At 63.5% G+C, this 22,027-nt stretch carries 18 protein-coding genes, 3 pseudogenes and 1 riboswitch; of the genes and pseudogenes, 15 read left to right on the forward strand and 6 right to left on the reverse strand.

The genetic code is table 11. The features are described from left to right. Positions 1-20: 20 nt before the first annotated feature. Positions 21-256, reverse strand: a riboswitch (cobalamin riboswitch). Positions 257-469: 213 nt separating this feature from the next. Beyond that, on the forward strand, positions 470-1,681 hold the full coding sequence (locus tag EQG66_RS00525) for an ABC transporter substrate-binding protein (protein WP_245987749.1): 1,212 nt from the start codon (positions 470-472) through the stop codon (positions 1,679-1,681). A gap of 348 nt (positions 1,682-2,029) precedes the next feature. On the opposite strand, the gene EQG66_RS00530 is transcribed toward EQG66_RS00525, so the two are convergent. Continuing rightward, complete coding sequence (locus EQG66_RS00530) at positions 2,030-3,730, reverse strand: bifunctional protein-serine/threonine kinase/phosphatase (RefSeq protein ID WP_129402602.1); 1,701 nt, start codon at positions 3,728-3,730, stop codon at positions 2,030-2,032. A 92-nt stretch (positions 3,731-3,822) separates the two neighbouring features. Between EQG66_RS00530 and EQG66_RS00535 the strand changes: the two genes are divergently transcribed. From EQG66_RS00535 to EQG66_RS00555, 5 genes are read left to right on the forward strand one after another with little or no spacing between them, the layout of a single operon-like run. Further along, positions 3,823-5,046: a nitrate/nitrite transporter gene (locus EQG66_RS00535; RefSeq protein WP_129402603.1), complete on the forward strand. Its 1,224-nt coding sequence runs from the start codon at positions 3,823-3,825 to the stop codon at positions 5,044-5,046. Continuing rightward, complete coding sequence (gene nirB, locus EQG66_RS00540; protein WP_129402604.1) at positions 5,046-7,511, forward strand: nitrite reductase large subunit NirB; 2,466 nt, start codon at positions 5,046-5,048, stop codon at positions 7,509-7,511. The genes EQG66_RS00535 and nirB overlap by 1 nt, the downstream gene beginning before the upstream one ends. Beyond that, on the forward strand, positions 7,511-7,852 hold the full coding sequence (gene nirD / locus EQG66_RS00545) for a nitrite reductase small subunit NirD (protein ID WP_129402605.1): 342 nt from the start codon (positions 7,511-7,513) through the stop codon (positions 7,850-7,852). Before nirB ends, nirD begins: the two co-directional genes overlap by 1 nt. Before the next feature lie 13 nt (positions 7,853-7,865). Beyond that, positions 7,866-10,484, forward strand: a complete 2,619-nt coding sequence (locus EQG66_RS00550; protein ID WP_129402606.1) for a nitrate reductase — start codon at positions 7,866-7,868, stop codon at positions 10,482-10,484. A gap of 8 nt (positions 10,485-10,492) precedes the next feature. Further along, positions 10,493-10,705: a DUF4170 domain-containing protein gene (locus tag EQG66_RS00555; protein ID WP_129402918.1), complete on the forward strand. Its 213-nt coding sequence runs from the start codon at positions 10,493-10,495 to the stop codon at positions 10,703-10,705. Between the two features lie 199 nt (positions 10,706-10,904). Here the strand turns inward: EQG66_RS00555 and EQG66_RS00560 are convergent, their stop codons facing one another. From EQG66_RS00560 to EQG66_RS00570, 3 genes and pseudogenes are all read right to left on the reverse strand, one after another. Continuing rightward, the gene (locus EQG66_RS00560; RefSeq protein WP_129402607.1) at positions 10,905-11,318 is read right to left on the reverse strand and encodes a Fur family transcriptional regulator; all 414 of its coding nucleotides are present in this window, start codon (positions 11,316-11,318) and stop codon (positions 10,905-10,907) included. 213 nt (positions 11,319-11,531) lie between these two features. Continuing rightward, complete coding sequence (gene istB / locus EQG66_RS00565) at positions 11,532-12,260, reverse strand: IS21-like element helper ATPase IstB (protein WP_066549432.1); 729 nt, start codon at positions 12,258-12,260, stop codon at positions 11,532-11,534. Further along, a pseudogene (locus tag EQG66_RS00570) lies at positions 12,247-13,164 on the reverse strand (Mu transposase domain-containing protein); the annotation flags it as partial. The gene istB and the pseudogene EQG66_RS00570, both read right to left, overlap by 14 nt. Before the next feature lie 66 nt (positions 13,165-13,230). Here EQG66_RS00570 and EQG66_RS00575 point away from each other — a divergent pair. Continuing rightward, on the forward strand, positions 13,231-14,229 hold the full coding sequence (locus tag EQG66_RS00575) for an IS110 family RNA-guided transposase (protein ID WP_129402919.1): 999 nt from the start codon (positions 13,231-13,233) through the stop codon (positions 14,227-14,229). Between the two features lie 241 nt (positions 14,230-14,470). Here EQG66_RS00575 and istA read toward each other — a convergent pair. Continuing rightward, positions 14,471-15,079 (reverse strand): annotated as a pseudogene (istA, locus tag EQG66_RS00580) (IS21 family transposase); the annotation flags it as partial. Between the two features lie 147 nt (positions 15,080-15,226). Here istA and EQG66_RS00585 point away from each other — a divergent pair. The 7 genes and pseudogenes from EQG66_RS00585 to EQG66_RS00615 all read left to right on the forward strand — a co-directional run. Further along, positions 15,227-15,577 (forward strand): annotated as a pseudogene (locus tag EQG66_RS00585) (TonB-dependent receptor domain-containing protein); the annotation flags it as partial. Next, on the forward strand, positions 15,577-16,395 hold the full coding sequence (locus EQG66_RS00590; RefSeq protein ID WP_129402609.1) for an alpha/beta hydrolase: 819 nt from the start codon (positions 15,577-15,579) through the stop codon (positions 16,393-16,395). The pseudogene EQG66_RS00585 and the gene EQG66_RS00590, both read left to right, overlap by 1 nt. Next, positions 16,392-16,664 carry a hypothetical protein gene (locus EQG66_RS00595; protein WP_129402610.1) on the forward strand — a complete coding sequence of 91 codons (273 nt, stop codon included), beginning with the start codon at positions 16,392-16,394 and terminating at the stop codon, positions 16,662-16,664. The genes EQG66_RS00590 and EQG66_RS00595 overlap by 4 nt, the downstream gene beginning before the upstream one ends. Then, positions 16,661-16,954 carry a hypothetical protein gene (locus tag EQG66_RS00600; RefSeq protein ID WP_129402611.1) on the forward strand — a complete coding sequence of 98 codons (294 nt, stop codon included), beginning with the start codon at positions 16,661-16,663 and terminating at the stop codon, positions 16,952-16,954. Before EQG66_RS00595 ends, EQG66_RS00600 begins: the two co-directional genes overlap by 4 nt. A gap of 2 nt (positions 16,955-16,956) precedes the next feature. Next, positions 16,957-17,316: a PepSY-associated TM helix domain-containing protein gene (locus tag EQG66_RS00605; protein ID WP_245987785.1), complete on the forward strand. Its 360-nt coding sequence runs from the start codon at positions 16,957-16,959 to the stop codon at positions 17,314-17,316. Between the two features lie 53 nt (positions 17,317-17,369). Beyond that, a complete protein-coding gene (locus EQG66_RS00610) occupies positions 17,370-18,203 on the forward strand; it encodes an IS5 family transposase (protein ID WP_129402613.1) in 834 nt (277 codons plus the stop codon). 7 nt (positions 18,204-18,210) lie between these two features. After that, positions 18,211-19,467: a PepSY-associated TM helix domain-containing protein gene (locus EQG66_RS00615; protein WP_281273878.1), complete on the forward strand. Its 1,257-nt coding sequence runs from the start codon at positions 18,211-18,213 to the stop codon at positions 19,465-19,467. Positions 19,468-19,591: 124 nt separating this feature from the next. Here EQG66_RS00615 and EQG66_RS00620 read toward each other — a convergent pair whose 3' ends face one another. Then, positions 19,592-19,822 carry a helix-turn-helix domain-containing protein gene (locus tag EQG66_RS00620; RefSeq protein WP_129402615.1) on the reverse strand — a complete coding sequence of 77 codons (231 nt, stop codon included), beginning with the start codon at positions 19,820-19,822 and terminating at the stop codon, positions 19,592-19,594. Positions 19,823-20,212: 390 nt separating this feature from the next. Here EQG66_RS00620 and EQG66_RS00625 point away from each other — a divergent pair, with 390 nt between their 5' ends. After that, complete coding sequence (locus EQG66_RS00625) at positions 20,213-22,024, forward strand: putative bifunctional diguanylate cyclase/phosphodiesterase (protein WP_129402616.1); 1,812 nt, start codon at positions 20,213-20,215, stop codon at positions 22,022-22,024. The last annotated feature ends 3 nt before the right edge of the window (positions 22,025-22,027 follow it).

The following is a 22,027-nucleotide window of genomic DNA, read 5'->3' on the forward strand; positions in this document are numbered from 1 at the left end:
GCCATCCCCTGGGCCAGGGCAAGAGCGACCAGACGCCGGCAGGTCTCCTGGCTCGCGGGTCACAGCTTGATGCACGCCTTCCCAGGCCTCGCAGGACTTAGCGTCCGGCCCAGTGGCTGCCCCGTTCATCGACGGAACGATGTGCATCGCGCTATCCGCTTACAGTTGCAGGGACAGCCGCGGATTTGGGAAGCGAACTCCCGCACCGCATTCCCGATTAAGCCCCTTTCGGGGCACCGGCGCGATCGATGGATGTCGAAAAGCTCAACACCCGACAGACCGCATAGGCCAACCGAACGAGAAAGCCAAGGCCATGCCTATGGGTTGCACTCGGCCGCTATCCAGATGAACCATACACCTAATTGCAACCCCGCAGAGTCGGCACAACCAACTTCGACATGACAAAATGCTATAAGCTGTCCAGAATGAAGGCTGCCGATTTCGGCCAATAATATTGATGAGGTTGCTTGTGGCGCTAGACGTCGTGAGGATTGGCTTCCTGCCGCTGGTGGACGCGGCCGTGCCGATCCTGGCACGAGAATTTGGTTTTGCCGAAGAAGAAGGGCTTGATCTCGTCCTCGTGCGGGATCTGAGCTGGGCGACTGTCCTCGATCGCCTCGTCTATGGCCACAACGACGCCGCGCACATGATTGCGCCGCTCGCCATCGCCACCTCGCTGGGTCTGGGCCGGCCGGCTCACGCCTTGTCGGTGCCGTTCGTGCTCGGGTTGAACGGCAATGCTGTCACCCTCAATCCCGATCTCGCCGCAAAGGTCATGACTCCGGGCGAACCCGGAGATGCCATTGCCATCGGCAGGCGCCTTGCCATCGCGGCGCTGGCTGCGAAGGCAGGTGGCAGGAAGCTGCGGTTCGGCGTGGTCCACCGGTTTTCCAGCCACAGTTACATGCTCCGCTACTGGCTGCGTGGTAGTGGCCTCGATCCGAACGAGGATGTCGAAATTGTCACGGTTTCCCCGCCGTTCGCCGCAGATGCGCTGGCAAGCGGCGAAGTCGACGGGATATGCGTGGGCGAGCCGTGGAACAGCGTTGCGGTGGATCGCGGTGTCGGAGCCATTTCGGTCGTCACCGCGCAGATCTGGCGGCGCGGCGTGGAGAAGGTGCTTGCCATGCCAACCCGCGCGATGGAGGACAATCCGGAACGAACGGAGCGGCTACTGCGCGCGTTATACCGTGCCGGGATCGCCTTCGTCGATCCTGCCCACCAGGACGAGATCGTCCGCATTCTTTCCGGCCCGGCCTATGTCGATGCGCCCGAGGAGCCTGTCCGCCGCGCCGTTTCCGACCGCATCCTCTTCGCACGGGGGCATGAGCCTCACCACGTTCCCGATTTCATGTTCCAGCACCGCGAAGCCGCCAATTTCCCTTGGTCCAGCCAGGCCGCCTGGCTCTATGCGCAGATGTGCCTTGCCGGACACGCGCAGTTTGACGCCGAAAACTATGCCACCGTGCAGCGAACCTTCCGACCGGACGTCTATCGCAAGGCCTTGCGCGGAATCGGGGCGGATCTTCCCGGCGCCAGCGCAAAACTGGAGGGTGCGATTACCGACCCGACGGGTGTGGGAACAATCCAGGGCAGACTGATCCTGGGCGCCGACAGCTTTTTCGACGGCGCCCGCTTCGATCCCGCGAAACTTGGTGACACGCTGGCGGATCGCGCCTGAAAATCAGGCAGGCATGCCTGCCAATGCCACTTAATTGTGCAACGCAAAATTCTGGTTGAATGCTTGCGGCATAACCGACAATAGGCACGCACTTCACCGGAACAACGGCGTTCTGGCGATTCGAACACTGTAACGATCCCGTGTCGCGGCGATGTGGCATGGGATTTGCTTTTCTGACTGTAGTGGCAATGGCGCCGCTCGGCCTGGCTTCCTCGGGAGTGCGGGCCGTGCGGCTTTTTTGCGTTTTGGGGCGGGATGGAACGGGCATTGAAAGCGAAGCAAGCGGACGGACGCAGGGGCTTGATTGCCCTTGCGTTTGCGCGTGTGCGCTGGTCAACGAATGCCCCGTCAGTGGATGAGCGCTGCGATCAGCGCCACCAGCAGGATGAGCGAAACGCCCTGCCAAAACCGAACGGGATGCCTTTCGATCAGGGGAACCGCGCGCAGGTCCACCCGTTCGACCGCCGCACCGCCTTCGAGCGCTCGCAGCAGGCCGATGGCATCGCCGAAACGCTCCTCGGGATCGACGGAAACCGCGCGCATCAGCGCGGCGTCCAACCATGCGGGCAATTCCGGGCGCAGGCTGCTCGGCGCTTCCAGCTTGCGGAAGCGCGGGCGACTGAAAGCCTCGATCTCGCCATAGGGGTAATGCCCGGTGAACAGGCGCCACAGCGTGACGCCCAGCGCGTAGAGGTCGGTCGCCTCGTCACCAAGGTTGCCGGCGAACATCTCGGGCGCGAGATAGCTCGGCGTGCCGGGAATTTCGCTGGCTCCGAACTCGTCGACGCGCGGCAGGCGGGCGACGCCGAGGTCGATCAGTTTCAGCCCGCCATCATGGGTGAGCATCACGTTCTCGGGCTTGATGTCGCGGTGAATGATGTCGAGCTTGTGCAGCGCGGCGACAGCGCGGGTCAGCCGGATGGCGATATCCAGTCCTTCGGCAAGGTTCATCGGGCTGGCAAGCCGCGCCTCCAGCGTCTGGCCCTCGTAAAACGGCTGCACTCCGTAAAGCCGGGTCTGCCGATCCTGCGCCACGGCGATGACATCGCCGACGAAGGGGCTGGACACCCGGCTGCCCACCAGGATCTCACGGGTGAAGGCCAGCCGTGCGCCGGTTTCGGAAAGCAGCGCGGGCTTGGGAAACTTGATCGCGACGACCTGCCCGTTGGCGGTGTCGGTTGCGCGGAACAGGCGGGTGTAGCGGCCATCGGACAGCAGATGATCGAGCCGGAAGCCGTCCACGCTGTCGCCCTCACCCGGCGGATCGAGGATGGGCAGGCGGTCGATGTCGCCGGCCACGCTGTCATGCCCGATCGCGGGCAGGCTGACAACATCGAGCACGATCGCGGTGGCATTGTCCTGGCTGCCCGCCCCCAGCGCCGCCGCCACGATGGCACCGGCATCGGCATCGGCGGAATTGCGCGCGCCAAGCAACTTCTCCAGTCGCCGGTGGGACAGGCTGCCGTGCACGCCGTCGCTGGTCAGCAGCAGCCGGTCGTGCTCGGCCAACGCCACTTCGTGATGATCGAGCCGCAAGCGATCCTCGATCCCGATGGCGCGGTAGAGGATGTGGCGCTGGTCGGGATGCGACCGGGTATGGTCCTGCGTCAGCAGGGTGAGTCTGCCGTCGCGGAAATGCCAAGCCCGACTGTCGCCCGCATGCAGGACATGGCCCCTGCGCCCTTTCAGAACCAAGGCGGTGAAAGTGGTGGCAGCATGGGCCATCGAATCGGTTCGCCCCATCGCCGTCAGCCAGCGGTTGTAGGGGGCCATGACCCGGTGCGCGGCGGCAGGCACGCCGATGGTGTCGGGCTGATCGTAAAGTCCCTCGATCAATGCGCGCACGGCCAGTTCGGCGGCGATGCGGCCGCCCCGATGATCGCCGCCGATGCCGCCGCCTACGCCATCGGCCACGGCGGCGATCATCCCGTGGCGCATCCGCTCCAGTTCGGTCGCGGTATAGATGCCGGCGAAGTCCTGGTTGTCGGCACGGACCCCGGTTTCAGAAGCGTGGCCACCAGCCACCAGCAATCGTCCTTCCGGTTTCAATCCTCGCGCCCCCTCATGCGTGCACACGCGAAGGGGACGACCGGGACCATTCTTCGTCAAGCCATTTCTCATCTCGAAAGGAAGCGGGCCGCATGAGCGGAAAATCCTTCTGGCAATCGGGGCACAGGCCAACGCTGATCATGGCGTTCCTGTATTTCGACATTGCCTTCATGGTCTGGAACCTGCTGGGGCCGCTCGCTCCGATCATTGCCAAGGATCTTGATCTTACCCCGGCGGAAAAGGGCTTCATGGTGGCCGTGCCGACGCTGGCGGGCGCGGTGCTGCGTCTTGTCAACGGCTTCCTGGTCGACCGGATCGGCCAGAAGGTGACGGGCGCGATCGGGCAGGTGATCGTGATCGTCGGCCTTGGGGTCGCCTGGCATTTCGGGGTGGACAGCCTTGAGGGGCTGATTGCCGTGGGCGTGATCCTGGGCTTTGCCGGCGCGGCCTTCGCGGTCGCCCTGCCGCTGGCCTCGCGCTGGTATCCGCCAGAACATCAGGGCAAGGCGATGGGCATTGCGGGGATGGGCAATTCGGGCACCGTGTTTGCCGCGCTGTTCGCACCGCTGCTGGCCAAGGCGTTTGGCTGGAACAACGTGCTGGGCTTCGCGCTGATCCCGCTGGTCATCGTGTTCATCGCCTACATGGTGCTGGTGAAGGACAGCCCGCACCAGCCCCCCGCGAAGACTACCAGCCAGTATATCGCCAGCTACTTCCGCATGCTGGGCGAAGGCGATGCCTGGTGGTTCATGCTGTTCTACGGCGTGACCTTCGGCGGCTTCGTCGGGCTGAGCGGCTCGCTGCCGATCTGGTTCACCGGCGAACTCGGCATGACCCCGATCCACGCCGGCTATGCCACGGCCGCCTGCGTGTTCGCCGGATCGCTGGTGCGCCCCTTCGGCGGCGCGCTGGCAGACAGGATCGGCGGCATCCGCACGTTGTCGATCGTCTACATGGTGGCTGCCGTGCTGCTTGCCGCGATCAGCCTGGCGCCAATTTCGTTCGTGGTCATGTTCCCGCTGTTCTTCGCGGTGATGGGAACGCTGGGCGTGGGCAATGGCGCGGTGTTCCAGCTAGTGCCGCAGCGTTTCCGCCATGAAATCGGCGTGATGACCGGGCTGGTCGGCTTCGGCGGCGGCGTGGGCGGGTTCTACCTCGCCTCCTCGCTCGGCCTTGCCAAGCAGTGGACCGGCAGTGCCTCCACCGGTTTCCTCGTCTTTGCCGTGCTGGCGCTGATCGCGCTGGCCGGCCTCACCTCGGTCAAGAAGCGCTGGCGCACCACCTGGGGCGCGGCGATTCAGGGAGTTCGTATCTGATGTCTCAAAAGCCCCATCTCGTCGTCATCGGCAACGGCATGGCCGGATGCCGCGCCGTGGAAGAAGTGCTCGCGCGCGATGCGAACAAGTTCCGCGTGACTATCTTCGGCGCCGAACCGCGCGTGAACTACAACCGCATCATGCTCTCCCCCGTGCTGGCGGGCGAGAAGACGTTCGACGACATCGTGATCAACGACGCCGCCTGGTATGCCGACAACGGCATCGAACTGGTATCGGGCGATCCGGTGGTGAGCATCGACCGCGCGGGGCGGACAGTTACCGCCAAGTCGGGCCTGAGCGTCGGCTATGACAAGCTGCTGATTGCCACGGGCTCCGATCCCTTCATCATCCCGGTTCCGGGCAAGGATCTGCCCGGCGTCGTGACGTTCCGCGATCTGGACGATGTCGACAAGATGCTGGACGCGGCCAAAGGCGGCGGCGCGGCGGTGGTGATCGGCGGCGGGCTGCTGGGGCTGGAAGCCGCGCACGGCCTGTCGCTCCAGGGTATGAAGGTGACGGTGATCCACCTGATGCCGACGCTGATGGAACGTCAGCTCGACGAAGCGGCGGGCTGGCTGCTCAAGACCGAACTGGAACGGCGTGGACAGACCATCCTGACCGAGGCCGACACCGCCGAAATTTTCGGCAACAACAAGGTCGAGGGCGTGCGGTTGAAGGACGAGACGGAGATTCCGGCCTCCATCGTCGTCATGGCGGTCGGCATCCGCCCCGCCACCGCATTGGCGCGAGAGGCCGGGCTGGAGGTCAATCGCGGCATCGTGGTCGACGATCATATGATCACGTCCGACCCGGATGTGCTTTCGGTGGGCGAATGCGTGGAGCATGGCGGTATGGTCTATGGCCTGGTCGCGCCCCTGTGGGAGATGTGCCGCAGCCTCGCCGACGGCCTCGTCGGGGCCGAAAACCCCTATGGCGGTTCGGTCACGTCCACCAAGCTCAAGGTTTCGGGAATCGACGTGTTCTCCGCCGGCGATTTCGCGGGCGGCGAAGGCTGCGAGGACATCGTGATGCGCGATGCCACCCGCGGCGTCTACAAGCGCGTGATCGTGAAGGCCGACAAGGTAATCGGCGCCGTGCTCTATGGCGATACGGCGGATGGAAGCTGGTATTTCGACCTCTTGAAGAAGGGCGAGGACATCTCCGATATCCGCGACGCGCTGATCTTCGGTCAGGCGTTTGCATCGGGTGGAGGCGCTTCGGCAAACCCTACTGATGCCGTTGCGGCGCTTTCCGCAGATGCGGAAATCTGCGGCTGCAACGGCGTGTCCAAGGGCAAGGTCGTGGCCTGCATCGAAGGCGGCGCGCATGATCTCGATGCGGTGCGCTCGACCTGCAAGGCTTCGGCCAGTTGCGGGCAGTGCACCGGACTTGTCGAAAGCCTGCTGGCGCTGACGCTGGGTGACGAGTTCTCCGGCCAGCGCCAGAACAAGCCGATGTGCAAGTGCACCAGCTTCACCCACGAGGAAGTACGTGAGCACATCCGCGACATGGAGCTGAAATCGATCCCGCAGGTGATGCAGGAAATGTCCTGGTCGACGCCCGACGGCTGCTCCTCGTGCCGCCCCGCGCTCAATTACTACCTGCTGTGCCAGTGGCCGGCCGAACACAAGGAAGACCCGCAGAGCCGCTTCGTCAACGAACGCATGCACGCCAACATCCAGAAGGACGGCACCTATTCAGTCGTCCCGCGCATGTGGGGCGGCGTGACCACCCCCAACGAACTGCGCGCCATCGCCGATGCGGCGGACAAGTACGGTGCGCGCATGGTCAAGGTCACGGGCGGCCAGCGGCTCGACCTGTTCGGGATCAGGAAGCAGGATCTGCCCGCGATCTGGGCAGACCTCAACGCCGCCGGCATGGTTTCGGGCCATGCCTATGGCAAGGCGCTGCGCACGGTGAAGACCTGCGTGGGGTCCGAATGGTGCCGCTTCGGCACGCAGGATTCCACCGGCCTTGGCATCAAGCTGGAAAAGATGACCTGGGGCAGCTGGATGCCGCACAAGTTCAAGATTGCCGTTTCCGGTTGTCCCCGCAACTGCGCCGAAGCCACGATCAAGGACTTTGGCGTGATCTGCGTCGATTCGGGCTATGAACTGCACATCGGCGGCAATGGCGGCATCCACCTGCGCGGCACCGACCTGCTGTGCAAGGTGACGAGCGAGGCGGAGGCGATGGAATACTGCGCCGCCTTCATCCAGCTCTACCGCGAGGAAGCCCGCTATCTCGATCGCACTGCTCCCTGGGTGGAGCGTGTCGGGCTGGACTATGTAAAATCCCGCGTGGTCGAGGACGGCGAGGGCCGCAAGGAACTCGCCCGGCGCTTTTACCATGCGCAGGAATTCCTCCAGAAGGATCCCTGGGCCGAGCGCGCCGCCGGTGCCGAAGCGCACATCCACCAGCACATCGCCGAAATCCGGCCCTTCGCCGTCATGGGAACCAAGTAATGGACAGTGCCAAGTGGCTCGATATCGGGCCGGTCGATCAGTTGCCCTCGCTCGGCGCGCGCACGCTGCCGGTGCAGGGCGGCAAGGAGATCGCGATCTTCCACACCGCCAACGGCGAGGTCTATGCCCTCATCAACGAATGCCCGCACAAGCAGGGACCGCTGAGCGAGGGCATCGTCCATGACACGACCGTCACCTGCCCGCTGCACAGCTGGCGCATCTCGCTGATCGATGGCCATGCGCTGGGCGACGACGAAGGCTGCGTGCCGGTGATCCCGGTGAAGATCGACAACGGCCGCATCTTCATCGGCCGCGCCGAAGCCTTGCAGGGCCAGGGCTGAGCCGGAGACCGGCATGACCACGATTCGCACCACCTGCGCCTATTGCGGCGTCGGCTGCGGCATCTCCGCAACGGTAACAGGCGATCATGCCGTCACCATCGCGGGCGATGCCGCGCACCCGGCCAATTTCGGTCGCCTGTGTTCCAAGGGATCGCACCTTGGCGAAACGGTGCGGCTGGACGGGCGCTTGCTGCATCCGATGATCGGCGACCAGCAGGCGGGCTGGGACACCGCGCTCGATCTGGTGACGCGGGCGATCACCGATACGGTTGCCGAACACGGGCCGGACAGCGTGGCCTTCTATGTTTCGGGCCAACTCCTCACCGAGGACTATTACGCCGCCAACAAGCTGATGAAGGGCTACATCGGTTCGGCCAATATCGACACCAATTCGCGCCTGTGCATGTCGAGCGCAGTCGCCGCCCACAACCGCGCGTTTGGCGAGGATGTGGTGCCCTGCTCCTACAACGATCTGGAGGAAGCGGACCTGATCCTGCTGGTCGGCTCCAACACCGCCTGGTGCCACCCGGTGATCTGGCAAAGGATCGAGGCGGCGCGCGAAAGGCGCGGCACGAAGATCGTCGTCATCGATCCGCGCCGCACCGAAACCGCCGAGCAGGCCAACCTGCACGTTCCGGTGGCTCCCGATGGCGATGTGGCGCTGTTCAATAGCCTGCTGGCCGAAATGCGCGTGCGCAAGCTGATCGACGAGGACTATCTCGGCGCCCATGTCGATGTGCCCGATCACTTCTGGCAAGGGCTGACGATCAGCCCCGCTCTTGCCGGGATCGACGAGGCAGCCTTTGCGGCGCTCGCCGATCTGGTGGCGGCTTCGCCCCGCATGGTCACACTGTTCAGCCAGGGCGCGAACCAGTCGGTCTGCGGGACGGACAAGGGCAACGCGATCATCAACCTGCACCTGGCCATGGGCCGCATCGGCAGACCGGGCACGGGGCCGTTCTCGATCACCGGCCAGCCCAACGCGATGGGCGGGCGCGAGGTGGGCGGGCTTGCCAACATGCTCGCCTGCCACCGGGGCTTCGACCCCGATGATCTGGACTGGGCCAAGCGCTTCTGGAATTCGCCGACGATCTGCTCCGGCCCCGGCCTCAAGGCGGTGGACCTGTTCCGCGCGGTGGACGAAGGCAAGGTCCGCTTCCTGTGGATCATGGCGACCAATCCGGCGGTGTCCATGCCGGACGCGAACTTCGTGCGCGCGGCTCTCGCGAAATGCCCGATGGTGGTTGTCTCCGATTGCATTGCTGACACCGACACGGCCCGCTTCGCCCACGTCCGCCTGCCCGCGCTGGGGTGGAGCGAGAAGGACGGCACCGTCACCAATTCCGAACGGCTGATCTCGCGCCAGCGCGCCCTGTTCCCCCCCGCTGGTGAAGCGCGGGCGGATTGGGCGATCGTCGCCGATGTCGCCCGCCGCATGGGGCACGGCGATGCTTTCGCGTGGAGCAGCAGCGCCGAAGTGTTCGACGAATTCTGCCGCCAGACCGCCTTTGAAAACAACGGCGCGCGCAAGCTCGACCTGTCGGTCTGGGCCGGGCTGAGCGGGCCGGAATATGACGATCTGGCACCGCGCCGCTGGGGCGGGGATTCGCCCTTCGCCGATCGCCGCTTTACCCACCCCGGCGGCCGTGCGCGGATGATTGCGGTGGACGTGCCCCACGCGCGTGAGACCGATCCGGCCTTCCCGCTGACGCTCAACACCGGCCGGTATCGTGACCAGTGGCACACGATGACGCGCACCGGCCTCTCCCCCCGGCTCTCGCAGCATCGCCGCGAACCGCTGCTCGAAGTGCATCCGCTGGATGCCGAGGCGCAGGGCCTGTCCGATGGACGGCTCGCCGCAGTGCGCACGCCGCATGGGCATTCCCTGTTCCGCGTGAAAGTCACCGATGCGCAACGCCCCGGCGAGGTGTTCGTGCCGATGCACTGGACTGACCGTACATCGAGCGCGGGGCGCTGCAACCTGCTGCCCGGCCCGGCGCACGATCCGGTCAGCGGCCAGCCCGGTTTCAAGAACAGTCCGGCGGCGGTGGAGCCGTGGCGCGGTGACTGGCGCGGCTTCCTGGTCTGTGCAGAGCGCCCGGCGCTGCCGGACGGCATCTACTGGACCGCCGTGCAGCAGGACGGCGGCTGGCTGATCGAACTGGAAGGCAAGGGCACGATCGACCTTGACGCGCTGCTGCCCGAAGGCGACCGGATCGAGGCCTTCGACGCCGCCCGTGGCACCCGGCGCGTGGTGGTGCGCGCCCTTCCACAAGCTCAGGATGATCGCGGTGTGGGCCAGCTTGCCGCCGCGCTCTATTTCACTCGCTCGGGCGCCCTGCCCCCGCGTGACTGGATTGCGGGCCAATTGGCCGAAATGACTGAAACCGGCGCCGGCGCGCTGCTTGCCGCCCGCCCGGCCGAACCCGAGCCAGATCGCGGCCCGATCGTGTGCGTCTGCTTCAACGTGGGCGAATACACCATCCGCGATGCCATCGCCCGGCAGGGGCTGGAAAGCGTGGAAGCGGTGGGCGCCGCGCTCAACGCCGGCACCAACTGCGGCTCTTGCCGCCCCGCCATCGCCCGGCTGCTGGCAGAGCATTCCATCCACGAACCCGCCGCGACAATCTGAAGGAAAATCTGAGTATGATGCATCTCGTCATGGGCGGCCGGGTCACGGATCCGCAAGGGGTGGATTTCGAGGATCTTTCGAAGATCGATCTGGTCGGTATCTTTCCCGATTTTGCCTCAGCTGAAAATGCCTGGCGCGGCGCGGCGCAGCGCACGGTAGACGATGCCGCGATGAAATATGTGGTGGTGCACCTCCACCGCCTGATCGAGCCTAATGGCTAGCAGGATGAGGCTGCATGAAATATCTGAGTAGCGTTGGGTAACTTGGTCGGACGCCTCCCCGACTTGAACCCACAGCGTATGGATCGCTACCGCTGTTCACTCTGACGAGTTTCCGTCCAGGAGAAGGGACGCAACGCCGGCTGGAAAGCATCTCCAACCGTTCTCACGCTTCATCCCCTTCAAAAAAGCGAGCAGCATTTTATGAAACCTTCACAGCATAGAGTTCCATGCGGTGGTCAACCAAACGGAAACCTAGACGCTCGGCTATCTGTCTTTGCAGAGCCTCCAGCTCGGGATCGACGAATTCGATGACATTGCCTGTCTCGACATCGATCAGGTGATCGTGATGTGCATCGGGAGCGGCTTCGTAGCGGGCCTTTCCGTCGCCAAAGTCGTGGCGATCGATGACCCCGGCTTCTTCGAACAGGCGGACTGTTCGGTATACCGTTGCGATGGAAATGCCGGGATCGATCGCTGAAGCGCGTGCAAACAGTACATCGACGTTGGGGTGATCGAGCGCTTCCGATAGCACTCTTGCGATCACGCGCCGTTGCTCCGTGATGCGGAGACCTTTGGCGACACAGATCGTCTCGATGTCGATGCTGCCAGGCAGATTTTATCTCCTCGGGTACGAACCGACATGCCGAGAGCAAGCAATGGCTGTCAATCGGCGTCCAATCGGGACCCCCTATCGGCGCGCAAAAGGGACCCCCTTTGCGTTGCGTAGAACGGTTGATGCTGGGCGCGTGTTTCGCGCTGCTGACGGCGTAGGGAGGGCGTAGCCCGACCGGAGGCGGCAGCAGCGCGAAGTCGATTTCTGAGGTGGTCAGCTGCGGTGTTTGAAGCGCCAGCTGTCGTTGCCGGTCTCGACGATATCGCAATGATGCGTGATCCGGTCGAGCAGGGCTGTGGTCATCTTGGGATCGCCGAAGACGGTGGGCCACTCGCCGAAGGCCAGGTTGGTGGTGATGATCACCGAGGTCTTCTCGTAGAGCTTGCTGATCAGGTGGAACAGCAGCTGCCCGCCTGAGCGGGCGAACGGCAGGTAGCCCAGTTCGTCGAGGACCACGACGTCGAGCCGGCTGAGCTGGGCAGCCATGGCGCCGGCCTTGCCGATGCGAGCCTCCTCCTCGAGCCGGGTGACCAGGTCAACCGTGTTGAAGTAGCGCCCGCGGGCGCCGGCGCGCACCACGTTGGCGGTGATCGCGGTGGCCAGGTGGGTTTTGCCGGTCCCCGTGCCGCCAACCGCCACGATATTGCGCCTGCCTGGCAGGAAGGAACCGGCGTGCAGCGAGCGGACCAGTCCCTCGTTGATCGGCGTGCCCTCGAACACGAAGGCATCGAGATCCTTGACCACGGGCAGCTTGGCTGCGGTCATGCGGTAGCGGATCGAGGCGGCATGGCGATGCGCGGCTTCCGCCCGCAGCAGGTCGGTCAGGATCTCGTGGGTCGTGCGTTTGCGCTGAAGTCCCGTGGTGACGGCCTCGTCGAACGCGCCGGCCATACCCCTGAGGCCGAGCCCGCGCATGGCCTCGATCATCTCATGCCGCTGCATCAAGGCCTCGTACCGTATCGTAGCGGGCGCAGTCCGCAATTGGCGGATGGCTAAGCTTGAGGTCGACGACCACGTCGAGAGGCCGGTCAGTCGCCGGTTCGCGGTATCGCGCCAAAATGTTGAGGATCACCTCGTCGCTGGCGGCGCCGGCATCAAGCGCTTCGCGGATCGCGGCCTCGACCGCGTCCAGGCCATCGGTCTGCACGGCCGCCAGCACCCGCACGAAGCGCCGATCGGCCTCATCACCGCTCCCCAGCTTGCGGCGCAGCCGCGCCAGTGCCGGCGGAAGGTCCCAGCCTTGGAAGGGGGCGCCGTTGCGCCAGGCGCCGGGCTTGTTGGCCAGAACGGGGAGATAATGCCAGGGATCGTAGATCGTCCGGTCACGGCCGAAGTGCCGGGCATGTTCGGCGATAACCTCGTCACCGAGGCGCACGACGATCCGGTCGGCATAGGCACGAACCTGGACCGCCCGCCGCGCGGCCTTGGCCATGACGGAATAGCGGTTGCGGTCGAAGCTGATCAGGCAAGTGCCGGTCACGGCATGGGCCGTCTCGTGGAAGCCATCGAACGGCGCCAGCATCGGCTGCAGGGCTGGCCGCTCGAGCTCCAGCGCCTCGGCAACGGTCAACTCCTTCTGCTCGGGATGCGGGTGCAACGCGGCCCAGCGCAGGCACTCGGCCTCCAGCCATCCGTTGAGCTCCTCGATGCTGGCAAAGCGCAGGCGGGGCTGGAAGAAGCGGCCACGGATGGTCTGGACCTGGTTCTCGACCTGACCCTTCTCCCACCCTGCCGCCGGCGTGCACGCCGTGGGCTCGACCATGTAATGGTCGGCCATGACCAGGAAGCGGCAGTTGAACACCCGCTCCTTGCCGACGAAGACCGCGGCGACGGCGGTCTTCATGTTATGGGATGGACGCCTCCCGTCTTCCGACCAACATGTCGGTCAACAAGAAGGAGGAAGGCAATGACAATGGAGATGCTCGCGATCGATCTGGGCAAGCAGTCGTTCCACCTGCACGGGATCGACGCCGATGGGGTAGTTATCTCGCGCAAGGTAAGTCGTGCCAAGCTCGAGAACGCAGTCACCGAACTTGATCCCGCGATTGTTGCTATGGAGGCTTGTGCGAGCGCCCACCACTGGGGTCGACGGTTCTCATCGGCCGGTCGCCAAGTGCGCCTGGTCAACCCAAGGTTCGTCAAGGCGTTCGTGCGCGGGTCCAAGAACGATGCCATCGACGCAGAGGCGATCTTCGATGCGGCCTCGAGGCCGACGATGCGCTTCGTCCCGGTGAAGACGACCGAGCAGCAGGATCTTCAAAGCCTGCACCGCGTGCGAGAGCGGCTGGTCGTCCAACGCACCTCGCTCATCAACCACGCCCGGGGGCTTCTCGCCGAGTACGGCGTAGTTTTACCTAAAGGCCCGTGGCGCTTTCGTCAGCAAGTCCCGTCAGCCGTGGCCGAGGCTGATTTGTCCAACCTTGCCCGCGAGTTGTTTACTGAGCTGATGGATCAGCTCACCGACGTAGAAGCCCGACTTGCGAAGCTCGACGCCAAGCTCGTTAGCATCTGCCGCGAGCATGAAGCCTGTCGCCGGCTTGCAGCGTTGCCGGGCGTCGGGCCGGTTATTGCGACCGCACTTGTTGCCGCGGTAGATGACGGTCGGCATTTCCGCTCAGGCCGGGAGCTCGCCGCGTGGATCGGGTTAGTGCCAAGACAGTACACGACCGGCGGCAAGCCCAGGCTCGGCGGCATCGGGCGACGCGCCAACCATTATCTGCGGCGCCAGCTTATTCATGGGGCCCGAGCGGTGATCAGCCGACTTGCTGCAAAAGACGATGGGCGATCAGTCTGGCTGAAGGGCATTGTCGCTCGAGCAGGCTTCAACAAGGCGCTCGTGGCGCTTGCCAACAAGACCGCTCGCCTGGCCTGGGTGCTGCTGGCCCGGAAGGAAGATTACCTGCCAGCGTAACGCATTGGCTGAACGGGGCTAGGTCCCCGAAGAATTGCGAGGTGGATGTTGATGGTGCAACGGCAAGGGCCGCCGCTTCGAAGCCTGATCTACGACAAGGCCATCGAGGCCGATCATGTTATGAGGCAAGAAGTAGCGGACTCCCATCAAGGCCAGGAGCGTGACCGCTCCGACCACAGGCCGGATAGATTCACGCAACCCAAGCCGGATGCAACGATCAGAACTACCTTGCGGCGGGAGGCGTCCATAGATTGTCATAGATCCCCCGCAGCGGAACGCCGCCGAAGAAGGCGAAGCCCCGGGCATGGGCATCGAACACCATCTCCTGCGTCTCGCGCGGGTAGGCCCTGACGTAGACCGCCCGCGACGCGCACAGCCGCATGTGCGCCACCTTCACCCGCATCGGCTTGCTGGCGATCTCCACGTCCTCGTGGCTCCAGTCGAACTGGTAGGCCTCGCCGGGCTGGAACAGCAGCGGAATGAACGCCGGGGCGCCGTCACCCGCATCCTTGCGCCGCGCTTCGGCCCAACGCCGGGCGTAGCGCCGGACCGCATCGTAGGAGCCCTCGAACCCCTCGCGCTGGAGCAGATCGTGGATCCGCGTCATGCGCAGACGGTCACGCCGGTGCCGCGCCTCGTTCTCCGTCAGCAGTGTATCGAGCCGCTCCTGGAACGGCCCAAGCCGGGGCAGCGGTTGGACCGTGCGGTGATAGTCGAACGCCCCTTCCGGCGCCCGGATCGCCTTGCGCACCACCTTGCGAGACAACCGCAGATCCCGCGCTATTGCCTTGATCGCCTTCCCGTTCGCGTGCTCGCGTCGGATCCGAACAACTGTCTCCACCACCAACATCCCGATCTCGCCACCTGGAAAACCAGGCGGCCCGCTACACCATCGGAATGAGGGGGCCCTTTTAGACGCCGATCACCCCGCTAACGGGGTCCCTTTTGCACGCCGGTCCACAGCGAAGGCAAAGTCACTAAGACCAACACGGCTGCGCAACTGGGCAAGGCACTGCCACAGGTGCCAAACTGGCTGGCTTCGCTGTTCATCGACCAACGGATCAAATCGGGCAGCCTTGCAGGCCTCGGCTTCGGGGGTGGCGTGCGATATACCGGGAGGACTTATGGCGATGCGCTCAACACGCTGACCATTCCCGATTATACGCTGTTCGACTTGTTCCTGCGCTATGATTTCGGGGTTGCGAACCAGAAGCTTGAAGGCCTTTCCGCATCGATCAATGCGCGCAACATCGCCGACAAGCGCTATGTTGCGACGTGCGGTTCGACCGCGAGTTGCTTCTATGGTCAGGGTCGCAGCGTCACTGCGCGGCTTCAGTTCCGCTGGTAATGCGAGCGGCGATCCTGCCGACAGTGGTAGCAGCGATGGTGGCACCGGCTGCCGTCGCTGCGCCATGGCATCTGGAGAACTCCGACGTCCTGACCGTTCGTTCGGACGCGGGTGAGGACTATGCGGTCATGGTCGCCTGGCCCGAAGGTCAGCCACCGTCAAATGGCTGGCCCGTGCTCTGGCTGCTCGATGGCGAGGACAATTTCCCCATGGCTGTGACCAATGCCCGCCGGCTTGCACGGGCGCGGCAAAGGTCCGGCGTCGAACCAGGCCTTATCATCGCGATTGGGTCCGAACCAATGGCCCGGCGGTCGCGGGATTTTACCCCTCTGATCGATGATTACAGCGTGCCACCGGGCGCTCCGGGACATGGCCTGCCGACAGGCGGTGCCAACGCCTATGCCAAGTTCCTAAGCGACAGTGTTCGCCCGGCCGTGGCCGCACGCTGGAAGCTTGATCCGAACCGCCAGACGCTCGCCGGGCACAGCTACGGTGGGCTGTTTGCCGTGCACGAGATGCTCACCAGTGGAGGCTTCCGCAACTATGCGCTTGTCAGCCCCTCGCTTTGGTTTGGTGGAACAGCCGCACGGCCGCAGAATCAGTCTGCCCGCAATCTGAAGGGAACGACCGTGCTGATCGCGGAAGCGACCGGTGACGCGGCGGCATGGGCTCACATAACCAACCTTCAACGACACCTGGTCGCACGCGGGGCGCAGGTGCAAACCCTTGCCCTGTCGCACCAGAACCACGGCAGCACCATGGCTGCCAGCATCGCGCACAGCATCACGCTCGCCTTCGGGCTGGAGAAATTGCCATGATTGTTCTTGCCGGAGGCGTGCTGACCTTGCTGTCAGCCCTGCTGTTCTATTTCGCGTCGCCAAACCGCAAACTGTTCACAGCCAAGAACCGACCATTAATATTCAAGGTGGCTGGTTCGACGGGACTCGTCATCGGGCTTGTCTTGCTCCTTCAGCATTACGGACCGGCCACCGCAGTGTTCGTCTCAGTGACACTCGCCATGCTTGTCCTGTCGATCGCCCCGCTCGCCATCGCGTGGTGGAAAGGTATGCCGGAGGACCGCACATGAAACCGCAACTGACCGCTAAGAACTGGTTCGGAAAGGCGAGTGCGGGCCTGATCCTGGGCTTCCTGATCGCGCTGGGCGTAAGCGGCCTGTTCCGCACGCTGGGCGGCGTCCAGGAGGCATTCTTCTCGACCAAGGGCCAGTTTTCGATGTGGTTGATGTCGCCGGTTTGGGCTCTGGTCGTCTCGCTGGTCTTTCTGTTCAGGACGAGCCTGCGGGCATGGGGCTGGCTGGCGCTCGCCAATATTGTTCTGTGGGGCCTGATCGCCGTTCTGGGAGGGTTACGCCCGTGAAAATGCCGACCGATCTGATCAAGATGTACAAGGAGATTCACGGCTGGGTCGGCATCATATCCGGCCTTGCCCTGTTCATCGCCTTCTTCGCCGGCGCGCTAACGATGTTTGAGGACCACATCCAGCGCTGGGCCTCGCCGCCGACCACGCTCGCTGCTCCGCCCTCGCTGGAGCAAACGCCGGAATTGGTCGCAAAGGTTCTGGCGGTCCATCCGGAAGCGAAGAAGGGATACGAAGTCCATCTCGTCACCGACACCGCCCGCCCGGCACGCGTCAGTTGGGACGTGCGGCAGGGCAAAGACGAACATGCGCCCGCGATCACCCATTATGCATCGCTTAGAGCCCGATCCAAAAGTTGTTGAGCAATACCAGCATGTTATGATTCACGCCGTCCTTGCGAGAGATGGAGTGATCAATGGCATGGACTGGCATTGCTCGAGAGGAGCATAGCCGCAAAGGGTTGCGGTATCCAAGCGACATGACGGACAGGGAGTGGGCGCTGGTGGCGCCTTTCATTCCCCCGGCAAAACACGGCGGTCGGCGCCGCAGCACGAATATGCGCGAAGTGGCCAACGCTCTGCTCTACCTGGCCTCGGCCGGATGTGCCTGGCGCCTGCTGCCCAAGTGCTTTCCACCGGTCTCGACGGTTCGGCGCTATTTCTACGCCTGGCGTAATGCGGGACTGTTCGAGGTGATGAACACGCTGCTGGTCATGAACCTGCGAGAGATCGAGGGGCGCGAGGCCTCTCCCAGTGCGGGCATCATCGATAGCCAGAGCGTGAAAACGACCGAGAGCGGCGGTCCGAGTGGATATGACGCGGGCAAGAAGGTCAAAGGCCGCAAGCGTCATATCCTGACCGACACCTCCGGTTTTCTGATCTCCATCCTCGTGCACACCGCCGATATTCAGGATCGTGATGGCGCCGTCGACGTGCTCAAAAGGATTTGCCAGCGCTTTCCCTGGCTGCGCCATATCTTCGCCGATGGTGGCTACGCTGGTGACAAGCTCAGGAGAGCACTCGCCAGAGCCGGGAATTGGGTAATCGAGATCATCAAGCGTTCCGACAAGGCCAAGGGCTTCGAAGTTCTGCCGCGCCGTTGGGTCGTCGAGCGCACGTTCGCATGGCTGGGGCGGTGCCGCCGCCTCGCAAAGGACTGGGAAGCGACCATCGCTTCGTCAACCGCCTGGGCCATGATCGCATCTATCCGCATGCTCATCCGCAGAACCGCAAGGTATTGCTACGCTTGAGGAACTTTTGAATCGGGCTCTTAGACCGGACGGAAGTCTTCAGGTCGAAACCAAGGGTCCCTCTCCGGTGGCGCAGTTCATTGACGTGCTGCACCAGCAGGTCGGCCTGCCGCTGGACCATGAAGTGGCGATGCCGATCATGGGCGCAATCGCCATGCTATATTTCGTGGCAATCGTTTCCGGCCTGATCGTGCTTCTGCCCAGCCTGGTGAGCGATCTCTTCGCCATGCGCCTTGGCAAGAACGTGAAGCGCATGTGGCTGGATGCGCACAATCTGCTCGGCATCTTCAGTCTGCCCTTCCATATCATCATGGCAGTGACGGCGCTGGTATTTGCTTTCCACGACCAGTTTTACGGAGCTCAGGGGCTGGCTTTCGGCGGCGCGGAGCGGCAACGTCCCGCCGCCGTCGCGCAAGGCGATGCACCGCCGATGCTGACACCGGTGCAGATGGTCGCGCGTCTGCGCCAGCAGGCTCCGGACTTCACGCCGCTCGTACTTGACATCAGCCAGCGCCCTGACGGCTCGCGCTTCGTCCGCGTCGGTGGCCTGAGTGAACGCCACGCGATGCGCGGACCGACTATGGGCTATGGCTCGATCGATCCGGTTACGGGCGATCTCACCGGCAAGGATTATATGCCCGGCCATCAGGATGGCTGGTCGGCTGCTGTCACCAGCTTCTTTACATTGCACTTCGGCGCCTTTGGTGGCGAGCCGATCCGCTGGTCCTACTTCCTGCTCGGCCTTGCCGGAGCGTTCATCTTCTACACCGGCAACCTGTTGTGGATCGAAAGCCGCCGCAAGCGCGAACGCAAGGCAGGTGCAGTGGAACAGACGCGAGCGACAAAGGTGCTCGGTGCGCTGACGGTTGGCGTACCGACCGGCACGATCGCTGGCATCGCGGTCACCTTGGCTGCGGCAAAGCCGCTCGGTGCGAGTGCGACCGAAGGTCTCCACAGCGCAATCTTTTACGCACTGCTTCTGGGCTTTATAGTTGTCGCGCTTCTGCGCGGCGCGGCCCGATCAGGTCATGAGCTCACCTACGCTGCTGCCACCATGACCTTTTGCGTTCCCATAGCAACGCTATTGCTGCGCGGTCTACATCCGGCGCAAGTCCTGGGCGTAGACGCCACCGCCGTTATCCTTGGCTGCCTGCTGATTGTGGCGGGGAGGGCCGCAAAGCGCCGAGCTCGGTCGATACCCGGAGACAGCATTTGGGCCGCTACCAAGGTGCCTCAAACCTCGGCCGCCAGTCTCGCCACCTGAGATTTTTGGACTCGCATCACTATTTTTGCATGGTGCCGGGATGCACAAACCCGTGTTAAGCCCCGCCGAGTCGTTCGCACTAAGATGAGCATTAGTCGATTGAAAACGCTCAGCATTTTTCCTCTCACTCACGCGCGATCAGCAATTGATGGGGACTGATTTCAAGACCCTTGGCAATCCGCTCGATATTATCGATCGAGACATTGCGTTCCCCTCGCTCGACACCGCCATAATAGGTCCGGTCCATGTCGATCTCGTTGGCGAAGTCCTGCTGACTGAGCCCGCGCGCCTGCCGGTAGCGGCGAACATTCGTCGCCACGATGCTCCGGAGCAGACCAGGATGCGTGCGCTTCACGCCGCATATGTCCTCCCTCGATGGTTATAAGGCGACGGGTTTTAAGTATCATTTAACCCCGAACACCTATTCCGCAGGCACAACAATTGTGGCCTGCGTTCCATGATTCGCGAACTGGTTCCTTAAAACCGTACCAGTCGCAGAATTCGGAAAACGGGGCGACACTCAGTTTTTGCACCCCTGGAAAGGCCTGATGCAGCCTTGAAGATGCCCGCGCGTCCGCAGAACCGTCAGAGTTTTAGACTTCTGGCTTCCCGATGTTCCTTTTCCAGTGCCGGTAGTGGCGAACGATAGCCACCATTTAGCAAAGACTTAATCGCAAATACCTATGACCGTCTTGAATCAGCATCAATCCAATTGCGCTTGACATTTGCAGGGACAGGAAGCCGCTTGCTCGACCTACGCAACACCATTCTCGAGCTGATAGCCAAGGGAGCCGACCTCAAGTCGTCGACCGATCGGCTATGCATCGAGATCGAGACGCGCGCGCCGGGAATAGTCTGCTCTGTTCTTACCGTCGACAGCCAGGGATTGCTGCGTCCCCTCTCCGCGCCAAGCTTGCCCCAGGACTATTGCGCTGCGCTTGATGGCCTGGCGATCGGTCCCGAAGTTGGCTCATGCGGAACCGCTGCATGGCTCGGCGAAGCGGTGACCGTCACCAGCATCGCGAACGATCCTCGCTGGGCCGGCTATAAGGGCACCCCTCTCGCCTTGGGGCTGCGTGCCTGCTGGTCGACACCGATCATCGGTGAAAGCGGGCGCGTCACCGGCACATTCGCTCTCTACTTCCGCGAGGAAAGAGGACCGACCAAAGACGAAGCTGCAATGGTCGAGGCCTGCATCCATCTTTGCGCCATCGCAATCGATCGGCACGAGAGAGTGCTGGACCGCGAGCGCCGGGCAAATGTCGACCTGCTGACGGACCTGGGCAATCGTTCCGCTTTCGCGCAGACTCTGGCTCAGCTGGGCTGCGACAATCCTGGAAGCTGGGCACTCCTCATCCTCGACCTCGACAACCTCAAGGTGATCAACGACGGCTTCGGTCATCATGCAGGCGACTTGCTGATCCAGGCTGCCGCTTCGCGGACGAATGCGGCAGCATCACCTGACCGGGTCTACCGGATCGGTGGCGATGAATTCGCGATCCTCGTGCAGTCACCTTCCGCATTGCGCGATCTCGATGCCTTTGCCCGTATGATCCTGAATGACCTCGGAGAGCCACTGGACTGCAACGGCCATGCTGTTGTCCCCAAGGCAACGATAGGTGGTGCGGTGCTCGCTCCGGGGGATCGTAGTGCGGAAGAAGTCCGGCAGAACGCCGACTTTGCGCTCTATCACGCAAAAGAGACCGGCCGCGGCGGTTTCGTACGTTACTGGCCTGGTATCGACACCCGCATCATCCACCGGATCGCAGCCATCCGCGATGTCGATGCAGCGCTGCGCGAGGCGCGGATCGAAGCGCACTATCAGCCGATCGTTCGCTTCGACACGCGCAGGGTCGTCGCGATGGAAGCGCTTTGCCGGCTGAGGATGGCCAACGGCGGTACGCTGGCGGCAGCGGCGTTTCGCGAGGCGACTTCGGATGTCCACATCGCCAGCGAACTTACCGAGCGGATGCTGGAGATCGTGGCGCAGGATGTCCGGGATTGGTCAAGGCAAGGCGCACCGATCGACCATATTGGCGTCAACGTTTCGTTGGCCGATTTTCACGGTGGTCGGCTCGATCAGCAGATTGCCGCAGCCCACTCGTTGCATGGGCTGCCGCTTGAGCATCTCGTGATCGAAATCACAGAAAGCGCCTATCCAGCACTCCGCGACAGGGCAGTGATTGGCGCTATTCAGACGCTGCGCGAAAAGGGGCTGCGCATCGCGCTGGACGATTTCGGCACAGGCGGGGGCCAGTTGATGCCGCTGCTGACGATGCCGGTCGATATGATCAAGATTGACAAGATTCTCGTGGACAGGCTGGCCCCGCAAGGGGCGGGTTCAGCCGTGATCGGCGGTCTTCTGCACACCGCACGGGAACTGAATGTTGTCGTTGTGGCCGAGGGTATCGAAAACGAGACCCAGGCAGCGCAGTTGGCCCAGCTTGGATGTTCATTCGGGCAAGGCTATTATTTCTCAAGACCACTCGACCGGGCAGCGGCCCTGGCCCTGCTCCTGTCGGATTCGCTGGATCAGGTTGTAGCTGCCCGAGCCTGATGG

This window comes from Sphingobium fluviale (assembly GCF_004122115.1).
Lineage (GTDB): Bacteria > Pseudomonadota > Alphaproteobacteria > Sphingomonadales > Sphingomonadaceae > Sphingobium > Sphingobium fluviale.